Source organism: Pseudomonas sp. 9_2_1, from assembly GCF_059295275.1.
Window position 1 is genome coordinate 2,509,854 of sequence record NZ_CM181239.1, and the last position, 15,650, is coordinate 2,525,503.

12 protein-coding genes are annotated in these 15,650 nt (G+C 64.4%); 9 read left to right on the top strand and 3 right to left on the bottom strand.

What is annotated here, in order from left to right; all coding sequences use genetic code 11:
• Positions 1–22: 22 nt before the first annotated feature.
• From AC5O5I_RS11275 to AC5O5I_RS11290, 4 genes are all read left to right on the top strand, one after another.
• Positions 23–1,240 carry a helix-turn-helix transcriptional regulator gene (locus tag AC5O5I_RS11275; protein ID WP_172227539.1) on the top strand — a complete coding sequence of 406 codons (1,218 nt, stop codon included), beginning with the start codon at positions 23–25 and terminating at the stop codon, positions 1,238–1,240.
• A 170-nt stretch (positions 1,241–1,410) separates the two neighbouring features.
• Complete coding sequence (locus AC5O5I_RS11280) at positions 1,411–2,745, top strand: DUF1329 domain-containing protein (protein ID WP_172227553.1); 1,335 nt, start codon at positions 1,411–1,413, stop codon at positions 2,743–2,745.
• 139 nt (positions 2,746–2,884) lie between these two features.
• Positions 2,885–3,925, top strand: a complete 1,041-nt coding sequence (locus AC5O5I_RS11285) for a 3-ketosteroid-9-alpha-monooxygenase, oxygenase component (RefSeq protein WP_172227541.1) — start codon at positions 2,885–2,887, stop codon at positions 3,923–3,925.
• A gap of 56 nt (positions 3,926–3,981) precedes the next feature.
• A complete protein-coding gene (locus tag AC5O5I_RS11290; RefSeq protein WP_494512593.1) occupies positions 3,982–4,155 on the top strand; it encodes a hypothetical protein in 174 nt (57 codons plus the stop codon).
• 138 nt (positions 4,156–4,293) lie between these two features.
• Here the strand turns inward: AC5O5I_RS11290 and AC5O5I_RS11295 are convergent, their stop codons facing one another.
• Positions 4,294–5,118 carry an aldo/keto reductase gene (locus tag AC5O5I_RS11295; RefSeq protein WP_494512594.1) on the bottom strand — a complete coding sequence of 275 codons (825 nt, stop codon included), beginning with the start codon at positions 5,116–5,118 and terminating at the stop codon, positions 4,294–4,296.
• A 247-nt stretch (positions 5,119–5,365) separates the two neighbouring features.
• Here AC5O5I_RS11295 and AC5O5I_RS11300 point away from each other — a divergent pair, with 247 nt between their 5' ends.
• Positions 5,366–6,244, top strand: coding sequence for a DMT family transporter (locus AC5O5I_RS11300; protein ID WP_172227547.1), 879 nt, complete (start codon positions 5,366–5,368; stop codon positions 6,242–6,244).
• A 12-nt stretch (positions 6,245–6,256) separates the two neighbouring features.
• Here the strand turns inward: AC5O5I_RS11300 and AC5O5I_RS11305 are convergent, their stop codons facing one another.
• The gene (locus AC5O5I_RS11305) at positions 6,257–7,174 is read right to left on the bottom strand and encodes a LysR family transcriptional regulator (protein WP_172227549.1); all 918 of its coding nucleotides are present in this window, start codon (positions 7,172–7,174) and stop codon (positions 6,257–6,259) included.
• Positions 7,175–7,541: 367 nt separating this feature from the next.
• Between AC5O5I_RS11305 and katG the strand changes: the two genes are divergently transcribed.
• The 3 genes from katG (at position 7,542) to AC5O5I_RS11320 (ending at position 12,751) form a co-directional block, all read left to right on the top strand.
• Positions 7,542–9,800, top strand: a complete 2,259-nt coding sequence (gene katG / locus AC5O5I_RS11310) for a catalase/peroxidase HPI (protein WP_172227551.1) — start codon at positions 7,542–7,544, stop codon at positions 9,798–9,800.
• A gap of 243 nt (positions 9,801–10,043) precedes the next feature.
• Positions 10,044–11,255, top strand: coding sequence for a creatinase (creA, locus tag AC5O5I_RS11315; RefSeq protein ID WP_172229565.1), 1,212 nt, complete (start codon positions 10,044–10,046; stop codon positions 11,253–11,255).
• Between the two features lie 161 nt (positions 11,256–11,416).
• Entirely contained in the window at positions 11,417–12,751 is a 1,335-nt protein-coding gene (locus tag AC5O5I_RS11320) for an MFS transporter (RefSeq protein ID WP_172229568.1), read from the top strand.
• A gap of 68 nt (positions 12,752–12,819) precedes the next feature.
• On the opposite strand, the gene cahR is transcribed toward AC5O5I_RS11320, so the two are convergent.
• On the bottom strand, positions 12,820–13,812 hold the full coding sequence (gene cahR / locus AC5O5I_RS11325; RefSeq protein WP_172229571.1) for a transcriptional regulator CahA: 993 nt from the start codon (positions 13,810–13,812) through the stop codon (positions 12,820–12,822).
• A 181-nt stretch (positions 13,813–13,993) separates the two neighbouring features.
• Here cahR and pssA point away from each other — a divergent pair, with 181 nt between their 5' ends.
• Positions 13,994–15,322, top strand: a complete 1,329-nt coding sequence (pssA, locus tag AC5O5I_RS11330; protein ID WP_172229574.1) for a CDP-diacylglycerol--serine O-phosphatidyltransferase — start codon at positions 13,994–13,996, stop codon at positions 15,320–15,322.
• Positions 15,323–15,650: the final 328 nt, after the last annotated feature.

Sequence of the window (15,650 nt, forward strand, 5' to 3'; positions counted from 1 at the left end):
CGGCCCGCCCTGGGGGCTGTCCATGCAGACTACGCTGTCCAACGCCCAGGTGCTGGCGCACCTGGGGGTCGAGTTGGCCGACTATGAACGCCTGCTCGGCAACATGTACGACGCCGCGCTGGATACCCGGCGCCTGAACGAGGCCCTGCAACAGCTGCGCGGGTTGTTCGGCGCCTGCTATGTGACCTTGATCCTTCGCGTGCTGGACGAGCCCTTTCTGTCACCGATGATGGTGGCGGGTGACGTTGAACCGGGCGAGGGCGGGGTCAACCACTACGCGTATTGCGAGAAATCCACCTTGTTCGACAGGTTGCCGGTCGACCAGGTGTTCACCATCGAAGACCTGATGAGCGACCGCGAGTGGGCCAGCTCGTCGTTCTACCTGCTGTACTGCCAGCCCTACAGCTGCTACCACATGCTCGGGGTGGACATCAGCATGCCGGATGGCGGTACCTTGCGCCTGCGCATCAACCGGCCCCGTGAGCAACCGCGTTTCGGCGCCGTCGAGCGGGCGCTGTGCGCGATGCTTGTCGCCCACTTGCGCCGCGCCTTGCACATGCACACCTTGCTCGACCGCAGCGTCTCGCTGGGTAGTCTGTATTCGCAAACCATCAACCGCTTGGCGGTGGCGACCATCGTGCTCGATGAAAACGGCCATGTGCTGCAGCTGAACCCGGTGGCACGGGCGATCCTGGACAGCAACGACGGCCTGAAACTGGTGGGTGGTCGCCTTGAAGCGACCTACCCCAGCGATAACCGCGAGCTTGCCCGGCTGGTACGCAATGCGTTCTTGCGCAGCCGGCCGGGGGACAAGGTGGAGCAGGGCGCCGAGGCCATGTCGGTGTCACGGCCTTCGGGTCAGGTCAACCTGGGGGTGGTGGTCGAGCTGATCCCGTCCCAGGAGCTGGTGGAGGGCAAGGGCAAGCCGACCGTGGTTGTGTATGTGCGCGATGCGGTGGGCAAATCGCTGGTGAGCAACGGGGTGACCGCGCAGCTTTACAACCTGACCCCTGCCGAGACCGCACTGGCCCTGGAACTGGCCAATGGCTTGTCGCTGGAGGAGGCGTCCGAACGGCTCAATATCCGGCGCAATACGGCACGCGCGCACTTGCGTTCGATCTTCTCCAAGACCGGGGTGCGGCGCCAGACCGAACTGGTGCGCATCATGCTCAACAGCGTGGTTGCACTGGGGGCGCCAGGGCAGCTGGCCCAGCCGTCGGCGCCGGCATGCATGGGGTAGACGTGCGTTAGTGCGTTAGTCCGAGCGGACGATGCTCCCCTCGCAAAGGCCTGCCGATACTGGGCCACCGCTATCGGTAACCAAGGAGAACAAGAATGACCGACAGTAAACCGGCCAGCCGTTGTCTGCTCACTGCCCGTGCGCTTGCCCCGCAGAACCTGGCGCTGGTGATGCTGCTCAGCGCCCTTGCAACTGGCGTGCAGGCCGCCCCTGAGGACGTCGAGCGCCTGGGCAAGGACCTGACCTGCCTGGGGGCCGACCCGCAGGGCAACGCCGACGGCAGTATCCCACCGTTCTCCGGCCAATGGCTGGGGGCGCCGCCCCAGGTGGACTTCAAGGGCACCGGCCATCATCCCGTCGACCCGTACGCCAGCGAAAAGCCGCTGTTCGTTATCAGCGCCGACAACATGGCTCAGTACGCCGACGCGCTGTCCGATGGGCAAAAGGCCCTGTTCAAGCTGTACCCGGCCACCTTCAAGATGCCGATCTACCCCAGCCACCGGGACTTCCGTTTCGACGATGCGGTGTGCCAGGCCACCCGTGAAAATGCCAAGGTGGCCAAGCTGGTAGATGATGGCGAGGGGGTGGTCGGCAAGACCGGCGGCACGCCGTTCCCGGTGCCGCGCAGCGGCCTGGAGCTGCTGAAGAATGCGTCCACGTTCACCCTGCGCGCCTGGACAGAGGAATACACCTCCGACAACGCGTATGTACTCAAGGATGGCAACATCAACTGGGGCCGGGTGCACTCGCGCAACCTGGCGCCATCGCTGGAACCGGGCAAGGCGGGCGACACGGTCGGCAACTCGTCGTTCTACCTCAACGAGACGCTGTTGCCGCAGCGCGACAAGGGCGAGATCAATACCGGCACCGAATTCTGGAACGACAAGACCGAACCGCGCCAGGCCTGGCGGTACGACCCCGGCACTCGGCGGGTGCGGCAGTCGCCGGGGTATGGCTTCGACATGTCGTTCCCTGGCAGCGGCGGCTCGATCACCGTGGACGAGGTGCGCCTGTTCAACGGCTCGGGGCAGCGGTATGACTGGAAAATTGTAGGCAAGCGCGAAATGTTCATCCCGTACAACGCCTACAAGGTCCATGCCCCGCAGCTCAAGTACGCCAGCCTGCTGACTCCGGGCCATCTCAACCCGCAGGCGATGCGTTACGAGCGCCACCGGGTGTGGGAGCTGGAGGGCACCCTCAAGCCCGGCTACCGCCACCTGTATGGCAAACGCAAGTTGTACATCGACGAAGATACCTGGTTCCCGATGCTGGCCGACAACTACGACAACCGCGGCGAGCTGTGGCGCACCTCGATGGTGAACTACTTCTATGCCTATGAAACCCAGCGCCCGCAGGCCGGCGTCGGGCTTTACCACGACCTCAATGCCGGCAGCTACCTGGCGTTCAACCTGATCAACGAGCAGCGCAACGGCTACCTGCTCAACCGGCCTGGTTTCAGCCCGCGCGACTTTGGCCCCGAGGCGGCGCGGCGTTTCGGCCAGTAGTGCCTGGGCGGGCCCCGTCTAGTCCGATTGAAGGATGAGGGCCCGGCAGGTCTGTTCAAAGATGTCAGCCAGGCAATGCCCCTGCTCGCGCAGGGGCATTGCCGATGAATGGCGTATCCAACACAGGAATAACAACAACATGACCAAGCTCGCCGAACTCTCCCTCGACAGCGCCCAGCGCGCCCATCGCTACGCCAGGGGCTGGCACTGCCTTGGGGTGGCCGATGACTACCGTGATGGCAAGTTGCATACCCTGAATATCTTCGGCACGCGCCTGGTGGCGTTCGCCGCCAGCACTGGCGGCATCACCATCCTCGACGCCTTCTGCCCGCACATGGGCGCCGACCTGTCCCAGGGCACCCTCGAGAACGACACCGTGGTGTGCCCGTTTCACCACTGGAAATACGACAGCAGCGGCAAATGCGTGGAAGTCCCGTACTGCAAGCGCATTCCGCCCAAGGCCAAGACCCGCAGCTGGCTGACCTGCGAGGAAAACAACCTGCTGTTCATCTGGAACAACCCCGAAGGCCGTGCGCCGAAAGCCGGCGTGGTGATTCCGCATCTGCCGCAGATGGACGACCCGGAGTGGATCCACGAATGGAACATCGACACCATGCTGATCGAGACCAACCCGCGCGAGCTGGTCGACAACCTGGTGGACGCTCAGCATTTCGGGCCGGTGCACGGCACGCCCACCAAGTACTTCGCCAACGTGTTCGAGGGACATATCGGCCGGCAGATCTTCCACGGCGACTCCGAGCGCCTGGGTGGCGACCTGATCGCGCCCTCGGCGTATTACGGGCCGGCCACCCATTTTACCGAGCTGAGCTCGATGTTCGGTGATGTGCGGGTGCATGCCATTCTGCTCAACAGCCACGTGCCGGTGGGCCCCGACAGTTTCGTGCTGCGCTTCGGTTGCATGGTCAAGCGCGTGCCGGGCTGGACCGAGGAGCAGAACAGCGAAATCGCCAAGGCCTATGTCATGGGCAACCGCGCCTCGTTCTACCAGGACGTTGACATCTGGAAGCACAAGGCCCGCATCGACAAGCCGGTGCTGGCCGAGAACGACGGCCCGGTGTACCAGTTGCGCGAGTGGTACCAGCAGTTCTTCACCGACGAGGACCAAGTGCCGGCGAGCATGGCCGAGCGGCGCGAGATTGTCACCGTGGACGAGCGCTGAGTGGCGCAAGGCCCCGCCAGTGCAGCTGGCGGGGATGCAGACCGAGGGTGCTTGCCATGAAATTGCAGAGCTTGCTGGTTTACAGCGTACCGTTGTCCGTGGTGCTGATCATCGGCTTCACCTTGCTGGCCTCCGCGGCGCCGGAGTCGGCCGGGGCCAAGGCATGCAGGCATATTCCGGGGTGCCTGAGCATCCTGCCGAGTTTTCAGGGGCTGCCGGGGGTGAGGTAATTGGGCGCAGCCGGTGCCATGCGCCGCGTTGAATTCTTCGCGGCGCTACACGGAGCGCCCAGCATCAGTACTCTGCCCGGCAGCGCAGCCCAATGGGCTGGGCAATCTCCTAAGGTTTCAGATGGTGGGCGAGGCAGCTTAGCTGTTCCAGTCTGGCGCAAACACCGGGCTCACCACCCGCTGATCCTTCGGCAAGCCGGCAATCGCCGCGCGGTCCTCGTCATCCAGCTGCACCTGCAGGGCCGCCAGGTTGGCCAGCTGGTTTTCGCGGCTGCTGGCCTTGGGGATTGCCGCCACGCCGTCCTGCTCCAGCAACCATCTCAGCGCTACCTGGCTGGGCAGCACGCCATGCTTGCGGGCAATCGCCTGGATCACCGGCTGTGCTGCCGCCTGGCCACGGGCCAGCGGGGTGTAGGCGGTGAGCAACAGGTCGTGGCGGCGGGCGTAGTCGAGCAGCGGTTGCTGGTCGAGCAGCACGTGGTATTCCACCTGGATCGCCGACAGCGGGGCCCCCAGGCTTTCCACCACCTGGCGCAGCAGCCCCAGCGGGAAGTTGGCCACGCCAATATGGCGTGCCTTGCCCTCGTCGCGCAGCGCTACCAGTGTGTCGATACTGCGGGCCAGATCCCAGTCCTGGCCAGGCCAGTGGATGTGGAACAGGTCCACCTGCTCGGTCCCCAGGGCGCGCAGGCTTTCCTCCAGCGACTGACGCATGGTCTTGGGCTCCAGCTTGTCCCACCACACCTTGGTGGTCAGGTGGATCTGCTCGCGCGGTACGTCGCTGTCGCGCAGGGCCTGGCCGACGGCGGCTTCGTTTTCATAGGCGGTGGCGGTGTCGAGGTGCCGGTAACCCAGGTCCAGCGCCTGGCGCACGGCCTGGGTGCATTCGGCGCCGGTCATTGGCCAGGTGCCAAGGCCGATCGCAGGCAGGTCCAGGCCGTTACGGGTGGTGAGCCTTTGCATGTAAATTCCTTGTAGGGTTGAGCAGGGTGGCGCTCGATGGTCGGCGATCAGCGCGGTGCGGGCCATGCGTTCGCAGCGCAAAGTGGTCGATCAGCGAACAGAAAATGCAATTGGCCTGGACAAGCGGCATTTGAACTTCCTTATGCTGCGCTATCTCTTCTAGAATCCGAGCAGTTGCATCCGCCAGGCCAGGCCTGTGCGGCCTTCCCTGGGCGTTGCAACCTGCCGCGCCGTCATCGAGAGAGCCATGAGTTCCAGTACACCGCTGTCCGGCGTCAACCAACCCCTGCGTGGCATTGGCCTGGTGGTGGTGGCGACGTTCCTGTTCGCCAGCCACGATGCCTTGTCCAAATTCCTCGGCGGTCTGTACCCGATCATCATGGTGGTGTGGGCGCGGTATGTGGTGCATACGCTGCTGATGGCCGGCATCTTCCTGCCCAAGTCGGGCCTCAATGTGCTGCGCACCCGTCGTCCGCTGTTGCAGACGCTGCGTGCACTGAGCCTGCTGAGCACAAGCCTGCTGTTCACCACTGGCCTGCAGTACCTGCCGCTGGCCGAGGCCACGGCGGTCAACTTCCTGGCCCCGGTACTGGTGACGGCGTTGTCGGCGCCGCTGCTGAAGGAGCGGGTGACGGTAGGGCAGTGGGTGGCAGTGGTGATGGGCTTTATCGGCGTGCTGGTGGTGGTGCACCCGGGTGGGGCGATGTTCACGCCGGCGATCCTGTACCCGTTCGGCTCGGCACTGGGCTTCTGCTTTTATCAGCTGCTCACGCGCATCCTGGCCGCCCATGACAGCCCGACCACCAGCAACTTCTATGCAGGGCTGTGCAATACCCTGGTGATGAGTGCGCTGGTGCCGTTCTTCTGGGAAGTGCCGCGCTGGGACCATGCGCTGCTGATGCTGGCACTGGGCGGCTTCGGCATGACTGCGCACCTGTTGCTGACCCAGGCCTTCCGGCATGCGGCACCGGCATTGCTGGCGCCGTTCAGCTATTGCCAGATCGTGTTTGCCGGGTTGCTGGGGTTGGTGGTGTACAGCCAGGTGCCGGATACGCTGAGTCTGGTGGGGATTTCCATCATCTGCCTCAGTGGACTGGGGGCGGCCTGGATGCAGCGGCGCAAATAAAAGCCTGTATCGCTATGACGGCTGGGGGCCTGCAGCCATGAACTGCAAAATTCGCTCGCGCAGCCAGCGCTCGGCGGGGTCGTTGTCCTGGGCACCGCTCCAGACCATCGACAGCTCGGCCTCGGTGATCTCGAACGGCGCCGGATCGGCGCGCAGGCTGCCGTCGTCGGCCAGGGCGCAGGCAGCGTAGTCCGGTACGGTGGCGATCATCTCGGTGTTGCGCAGCAGGGCCCGCAGGCTGCCGAACTGCGGCACCGCCAGCACCACTTTACGGCAACGGCCGATGCGCGCCAGGTCAAGGTCGATGTTGCCGCTCATGTCGCCCGAGAACGACACCATCACATGCGGGCGGGCGCAGTATTCATCAAGGGTCAGCGGCCCCGGGCGGTCGTCGGCGCGTAGCACTCGCACGCCGATGTCGCGCAGCTTGCGGCGCTTGGCGGTGGCCGGCAGGTCGGTGGTGTAGCTCACGCCCACCGATATCTCGCCGCTGGCCAGCAGGCCCGGCATCAGCAGGAAGTTGGCCCGCCGCACCACCACGCTGATGTCCGGGGCTTCTTCGCGCAGGGCCTGCAGCAGGGCCGGAAACAGGCCGAACTCGGCATCGTCGGACAGGCCGAGGCGGAACACGTTGCAGCTGTTTGCCGGCTCGAATTCGCGAGCACGGCTGATGGCGGCGGAAATCACGTCCATGGCCGGGCCAAGTTCGGCGAAGATCTGCATGGCCCTTGGCGTGGGCTCCATGGCCCGGCCATTGCGAATCAGCAGCGGGTCGTCGAACAGTTCACGCAGGCGGGCGAGGGCGGCGCTGACCGTGGACTGGGTGATGAACAGCTTTTCGCCGACCCGGGTCAGGTTGCGTTCGATCATCAAGGCTTCGAACAGCACCAGCAGGTTCATGTCGACGCGGCGCAGGTCGTTGCGGTTCATGAGGGCTCGGGTTCCGGAGTGAAAGGCAGGGCGGTGTATTGAAGCACGGCGCAGGCCCGTGTGCCTTGTATGGATGTGCGGGGGTGTTGGCGGCGGTACGCACCGCAGTGAAAGAGCCAGCCTATCAGCACGCAACAGCCACTCTATTAGAACTCTGCCCAAGCTCGGCTAGTCTTTCCCCTGGCCCCGCGAATTCCGCGAGCGGGCGGCCTGTCAGCACCTGCGTGCAAGACCGCGCCAACCCGCCGTGACAGCTTCGCAAGCCCCGTGTAGACCTGATGAGGGGTAGCACGAGCCCACACGCTCGGCTGAAAGAACACCTGGCATAGACCGGAAATCTGGATAACCGACCCAAAGGTACCCGCAGATGTCGAACGAATCGAAATGCCCGTTCCATCAAACCGCAGGTGGCGGCACCACCAACCGTGACTGGTGGCCTGACCAGCTCAACCTGAGAATTCTTCACCAGCATTCCTCCAAATCTGATCCGATGGACCCGGACTTCGACTATGCCAAGGCGTTCAAGAGCCTTGACTTCCAGGCCCTCAAGCAAGACCTCAGCGCCCTGATGACCGACTCGCAGGACTGGTGGCCCGCAGACTTCGGCCATTATGGGCCGTTGTTCATCCGCATGGCCTGGCACAGCGCCGGTACTTATCGTATTGGCGATGGCCGCGGTGGCGCGGGCGCTGGGCAGCAGCGCTTCGCCCCGCTCAACAGCTGGCCGGACAACGTCAGCCTGGACAAGGCCCGGCGCCTGCTGTGGCCGATCAAGCAGAAATACGGCAACAAGATTTCGTGGGCCGACCTGATCGTGCTCACCGGCAACGTCGCCCTCGAATCCATGGGGTTCAAGACCTTCGGCTTTTCGGGTGGGCGCGCCGATGTGTGGGAGCCGGACGAAGACGTGTACTGGGGCTCGGAAAAGGTCTGGCTGGGCGGTGATACCCGCTATGGCAAGGAACAGGTCAAGGCCCAGCCGCCAGGGCAGGGCGATCTGGTCGCCGAACCTGCCAAGCGCCCGGAGGAAGAAAGCCGCGACCTGGGTGGCGAGCGCAACCTGGAAAACCCGCTGGCCGCCGTGCAGATGGGCTTGATCTACGTGAACCCGGAAGGGCCTGAAGGCAACCCTGACCCGGTCGCCTCGGGGAAGGACATCCGTGACACCTTCGGCCGCATGGCCATGAACGATGAAGAAACCGTGGCGTTGATCGCCGGCGGCCACGCCTTCGGCAAAACCCACGGCGCCGGCCCTGCCGACAACGTCGGCCCCGAGCCCGAAGCCGCAGGCCTTGAATTGCAAGGTCTGGGCTGGCCCAACAAATTCGGTACCGGCAAGGGCGGCGATACCATCACCAGCGGCCTGGAAGTGACCTGGACCTCGACCCCGACCCGCTGGAGCAACGAGTACCTCAACAACCTGTTCAACTTCGAGTGGGAACTGACCAAGAGCCCGGCGGGCGCGCACCAATGGCGGCCGAAAGAGGGCAAAGGGGCAGGCACCGTGCCTGATGCCCACGACCCGGCCAAGCGCCATGCCCCGTCGATGCTCACGTCCGACCTGGCGCTGCGCTTCGACCCGATCTACGAGCCCATCGCCCGGCGTTTCAAGGACAACCCGGAGCAATTGGCGGATGCCTTCTCTCGCGCCTGGTACAAACTGATCCACCGCGACATGGGCCCGCTGGCGCGCTACCTGGGCCCGGAAATGCCCAACGAAGAGCTGCTGTGGCAAGACCCGATTCCCAAGGTCGACCACCCGCTAGTGGACGAGCAGGACATTGCCGCGCTCAAGGCCAAGGTGCTGGCGTCGGGCCTGACGGTTGGCGAACTGGTGGCTACCGCGTGGGCTGCGGCGTCGACCTTCCGTGGCTCGGACAAACGCGGCGGGGCCAATGGCGGCCGCTTGCGCCTGGCCCCGCAAAAAGACTGGCGGGCCAACGAAGGCACCGCCAAGGTGCTGGCGGCGCTGGAGCAGATCCAGGCCGGGTTCAATACTGGTGGGAAGAAGATTTCACTCGCCGACCTGATCGTCCTGGCTGGGGCCGCTGCGGTGGAAAAGGCGGCCAAGGACGCGGGGCACAACCTCAACGTCGCGTTCCGCCCGGGGCGTGCCGATGCCTCGCAGGCGCAGACCGATGTCGAGTCGTTCGCCGTGCTGGAGCCCCTGGCTGATGGTTTCCGCAACTTCAGCAAGGACCGATACAGCGTCAAGGCCGAAAAACTGCTGCTGGACAAAGCCCAGTTGCTGACCCTGACCGCCCCGGAACTGGCCGTGCTGATCGGTGGCCTGCGGGTGCTGGGCGCCAACCATGGCGGTAACACGCAAGGCGTGTTCACCGACAAGGTCGGCACCTTGAGCAACGACTTCTTCCGCAACTTGCTGGACATGAGCGTGGAGTGGAAGCCGACCTCGGCAGACAACGAAGCGTTCGAAGGCCGTGACCGCAAGACCGGGCAGGTGAAGTGGACCGGTAGCCGCGTCGACCTGGTGTTTGGCTCGCATGCCCAGCTGCGGGCGGTGAGCGAGGTGTACGGCAGCGGTGATGGCGGTGACAAGTTTGTCCGTGACTTTGTGGCGGCCTGGGAGAAGGTCATGGAGCTGGATCGTTTTGACCTGAAGTAAAGGCATTATCGGTGGGACGCGCTGCGTCCCATTCGCGGGCTTGCCCGCTCCCACAGGAGGGCTGCGCTGTACCTGTGGGAGCGGGCAAGCCCGCGAATGGGCTGCAACGCAGCCCCTTGAGACACTGGCAATCCCGCCAATTCCAGGTCGGATAGGTACAAAAGCGTCCTCGTCGGTTCTGTTGCAATGCTTCTCAGGCGGCCGGCCTGAACAGCGTGCTCACAACGACAAGGAACCCCGACCATGCAAATGCCCAAGACCCTGAAAATCCACAACGGCGACAAGGTCCAGCCGACTTTCTCGGCCCAGGAATATGCTGCCCGCCACGCCCGGCTGCGGGCCTACATGGCCGAGCAGGACATCGAGGCGGCAATCTTCACCTCGTACCACAACGTCAACTACTACAGCGACTTCCTGTACTGCTCGTTCGGCCGCCCCTATGCGCTGGTGATAACCCAGGACAAGGTGGTCTCGATCAGTGCCAACATCGATGGCGGGCAACCCTGGCGGCGCACGGTCGGCGGCGACAACATCGTCTACACCGACTGGCAACGTGACAACTATTTCGTCGCCATTCAGCAGGCACTGCCGCTGGCCTCGCGCATCGGTGTGGAATACGACCACCTCAACCTGCAGAACCACAGCAAACTCGCCGCCTGCTACCCCAAGGCCGAGCTGCTGGACATCGGTGCGCCGTGCATGCGCATGCGCATGATCAAGTCGGCCGAGGAGCAGGCACTGATCCGCCACGGTGCGCAGGTGGCCGACATCGGCGGTGCCGCGGTGGTCGAGGCACTGCGCGATCAGGTGCCTGAATACGAAGTGGCGCTGCATGCCACCCAGGCGATGGTGCGCGAAATCGCCAGGCGCTTCCCCGATGCCGAACTGATGGACACCTGGACCTGGTTCCAGTCCGGGCTCAATACTGATGGGGCACACAACCCGGTCACCAGCCGCCGGGTCGGCAAGGGCGAGATCCTCAGCCTCAACTGCTTCCCGATGATCGCCGGCTACTACACGGCGCTGGAGCGCACGCTGTTCCTCGACCACTGCCCGGACGAGTACCTGCGCCTGTGGCAGGCCAACGTCGAAGTGCACGAGGCCGGCTTGAAACTGGTACGCCCGGGCATGCGCTGCAGTGACATCGCCCATGAACTGAACGAGATCTTCCTGCGTCATGACCTGCTGCAGTACCGCACCTTCGGTTATGGTCATTCGTTCGGCACGCTTAGCCATTACTATGGCCGCGAGGCGGGGCTGGAGCTGCGTGAAGACATCGACACCGTGCTGGAGCCGGGCATGGTGGTGTCGATCGAGCCGATGATCATGTTGCCCGAAGGGCGACCGGGTGCCGGTGGGTACCGCGAGCATGACATCCTGATCGTCAATGACAGCGGTGCCGAGAACATCACCAAGTTCCCGTATGGGCCGGAGCACAACATCATTCGCAAATAAGCATCGCGCGGCCTGCTTCGCGGCTGACCCGCTCCCATAAGGCCTGTAGAGGGCCCAGTGGGAGCGGCTTCAGCCGCGAAGAGGCCGGCCCAGACAACAAAAAAATACCTGTATGACCACCAGACCCTGCCTCCAATTAAAAGAATCAGAGGGTACCCGTCATGTCCAGCACCATCCTGAACGCTCCCACCCTCGACGGCGCCGCGCCCAGCGCTGAACGCCAGGCCTTGCGCAAGGCCGCCCGGGCCAGTTTCATGGGCAATTTCGTCGAGTGGTTCGACTACGCTGCCTACGGCTACCTGGCCACCATCATCGCCGCCACCTTCTTCCCGCAAACCGACAAAGCCACCGGCCTGCTGGCGACCTTCGCGGTGTTCGCCCTGTCGTTCCTGGTGCGCCCGCTGGGCGGCGTGATCTGGGGCCATTTCGGTGACCGCCACGGGCGGCGCAACGCCTTGTCGTTGTCGATCCTGATCATGTCGCTGTCTACCTTCTGCATTGGCCTGTTGCCAGGCTATGCACAGATCGGCCTGTGGGCGCCGTGCCTGTTGTTGCTGATCCGCCTGGTGCAGGGCTTTTCGGCGTCGGGCGAGTACGCCGGTGCCGCCGCCTTCCTCGCCGAGTACGCGCCGCCCGGCCGGCGTGGCATGTACACCAGTATCGTACCGGCCAGCACCGCAGCCGGTTTGCTGTTCGGCGCGGCGTTTGTCGCCGTGCTGCATGAGCTGCTCAGCAGTGAAGCCCTGCACGAATGGGGCTGGCGTCTGCCGTTTCTGCTGGCAGCGCCATTCGGCCTGGTGGGGCGCTACATCCGCATGAGCCTGCAGGACACGCCCAAGTTTCTGGAAATGGAGCAGCGCCTGGAGAACAAGGCCTGCATGACCCCCGCGCCGATCCGTGAACTGTTGAGCAAGCACCGGCGCAGCCTGGCCATCGGCCTGGGCGTCACATGCCTGAACGCGGTGGCGTTCTACCTGCTGCTGAGCTACATGCCCACTTACCTGTCCACTGAAATGGGCATGAGCGAGCGGGATTCGTTCATCGCCTCGACGGTGTCGCTGGCCACCTATATCGGGCTGATTTTCCTGATGGGACGGCTGTCCGACCACTTTGGACGCAAGACCATGCTGGTGGTGGCCTCACTGTTGTTCCTGGGCTTGACCGTGCCGCTGTTCCGCCTGCTTGACGGCCAGCCTTTGCTGGTGATCCTGGCGATCCAGATCATCTTCGGGGCGATGCTGGCGATGAACGATGGCACCTTGCCGTGCCTGCTGGCGGAAATCTTCCCGACCCGGGTGCGTTTCAGCGGCTTTGCCCTGAGTTTCAACCTGGCCAACGCGTTGTTCGGCGGGACCGCGCCGTTCATTGCCACCTGGCTGATCCAGGTGACCGGCAGCAAGCTGGCACCGGCGGGGTATTTGCTGGCGGCGGCACTGGTGGCGCTGGTAGCCATGCTGATGTGCCGGGAGACAGCCCACGTGGCCCTGGAAGACTGATTGGCCAGTGCCGGCCCTTTAGCGGGTGAATCCGCGAAAGGGCCGGCAAAACGTAAACACAACCTGAATCAATGCAACGAAGCCTGACGCCGCTCCCCCAGCGGCGACAACCCGAAGAACCGGCTATAGCTCTTGGAAAAATGCGCCGGTGAACTGAACCCGCAGGCCAGCGCCACCTCACGCACCTGTACGTCGCTGCGCAGCAGCAATTCGCGCGCCCGCGACAACCGTAGCTGCAGGTAATACTGGCTGGGCGTGCGCTGCAGGTATTTGTGGAACAGCCGCTCCAACTGGCGCACGGTCACCTGGTTGAGGTCGGCCAGCTCTTCCAGCCCCAGCGGCTCTTCGAGGTTGGCCTCCATGATCGCCACCACCTGGCTCAGCTTGGGCTGGGCACTGCCCAGCAGGGTGCGCAGCGGCACCCGCTGGCGCTCACGTTCGCCGCGCACCCGGTCGCACAGCAGCAGCTCGGCGGCCTTGGCCGCGATGTCCTGGCCGCCGGGCTCGCGGGCCACCAGTTGCAGCATCATGTCCATCGCGGCCACGCCGCCCGAGCAGGTATAACGGTCGCGGTCCAGCTCGAACAACTGGCTGGATATGACAATGCCGGGGAATTGTGCCTGCAATGTCGGCAGGTCTTCCCAGTGGATAGTGCAGCGATAGCCCTTGAGCAGCTCCGCCCTGGCCAGCAGGTAGCTGCCGGTGCAGATACCGCCCAGCGGCAGGCGTTGGCGGGCCAGCTGGCGCAGCCAGTCGATCAGCGGGCGATTGCCACGGCCGCGGTCGATCGGGTTGGCGCCGACCACCAGCAGCGCATCCAGCGCGGGGGCGTTGGCGATGCTGAAGTCGGGCAGCACGCGCATGCCGTTGCTGGCCATCACCGGTGCGTCGTCCGCGGCGATGAGCACGGTGCGAAACAGCGGCCGGCGCGCTGCCAGGTTGGCCATGCGCAGGGTCTCGACGGCAGAGGCCAGGCCGATGGTGGTGAAATTGGGCAGGATCAGAAAGCCGAAGGTCTTTACTGTAGACGTCGACAGGTTTGCAGATGCGGGGTGGACCATTGCGCGGTTCCTGTGCAAGCTGAGGCATAGTTCGTCAGGGGCAGTGAGAAAATACAGCCTCGCGTGGTTCTTGTTGTTATAGGTCGTTGCCGGGTTGATCTTACACCCCCGGCACTGCGGCCAGGAATGGCCCCGCCGGTTGGCGGGGCCGACAGTGATTGCACACATAAGGTGATCGTGAGTGAACCCCGAAACCATGCTGGCGGAATTGCCAGGCTACGCCGTGGCGCCCGAGTCGATCCAGGTATTGCCGGACGCCAAAGCCTACTGCGCCTGCCTGCTGGAGCGCATCCGCACCGCGAGCCGGCGTATCGTCATCGTCGCGCTGTACCTGCAGGAAGACGAGGCCGGCCAGGAAGTGCTGGATGCCCTGTACCAGGCCAAGGCGGCGCGGCCAGGCCTGGAAATCACCATCGTGGTCGACTGGTTCCGTGCCAGGCGCGGCCTGCTGGGCGGCGGGCGCCAGCCGGGCAATGCCGCGTGGTACCAGGCCCAGCGCCAGCACCACGGGCTGGACATCGTCATCCATGGGGTGCCGGTGCAGACCCGCGAGCTGTTCGGGGTCTTGCACCTGAAGGGCAGCATCATCGACGACTGCGTGATCTACACCGGTGCCAGCCTGAACAACGTGTACCTGCACCGCTTCGATCGCTATCGGCTGGACCGCTACCACCTGTTCCAGTCGCCAGCGCTGGCCGATGCCATGGTCGACCTGGTGCGGCGTCTGCTGCACCACACCGCCACACCGCGCCTCGATCTGCCGCAGCCGCCATCCACCCGCAGCCTGCGGGGGGACATTCGGCGTTTGCGCGCGCGGCTGCGGCGCATGGTCTACCAGGCACCTGCCAGCGGAGCGGGGCAGGGCCTGCGGGTGATCCCGCTGCTCGGTGTGGGCCGTGGCAACCCGCTGAACCGCACGGTGTGCGCGTTGCTGGCGGCCGCGCGCGAGCAGGTCATCATCAGCACGCCGTATTTCAACCCGCCGCGGGTGCTGATGCGCGAGCTCGATCAAGCCTTGGCGCGGGGGGTACAGGTGGAGCTGATCGTCGGTGACCGCACGGCCAACGATTTCTATATCGCCCCTGGCGAGCCGTTCAGTGCCAGCGGTGCGTTGCCTTATTTGTACGAGGACAACCTGCGCGCCTTCGCCCGGCGCCGCCACGGCGCGATCGCCAGCGGCCAGTTGCAGGTGCGGATCTGGAACGATCCGGGGCATACCTTCCATGCCAAGGGCGTGTGGATAGACCAGCGTTATTCGCTGCTGACCGGCAACAACCTGAACCCGCGCGGGTTCAACCTGGACCTGGAGAACGGCCTGCTGATCGATGACCCGCAGGGGCAGTGGCTGGCGCCGCGGGAAGCGGAGCTGACCGAATTGCGCCGGCATGCGCCGAAGATCGGCTCGGCCGAAGCGCTCGGGGCCAAGACCGAGCACCCGAAGGACGTGCGCAAGTTGCTGCGAAGGTTGCGGTATAGCCGGTTGGAGCCGTTGATCAAGCGGGTGCTTTGAGGCTTTTTGGCTTTGCTGGCTTTGACGGGATCTCACCGGCGCTGCATATCTTGCGGCAAACACCTGTCAGCCCTTATGCAATCCCTGTATGAATCGCTTTTTTTCGAACATGAGTAAGCGCAGGCGATTGCTGGCGGCCGACACCGCCATCGGGAATGTGCTTTCGCGACTGGGAGCGACTGAGTTCGCACGGGCGGCTTCTGGTGAGCTTTTTGTCCGGGCAACAGCTTGCAGCGCCGGGCGCGGGCGAACAGCGCGAAGGGCAGGCCTCTCGTCAGGTTGCGGTGCCCAGGGAGCAGTGATATCAATATGATATCTATGCTGCATG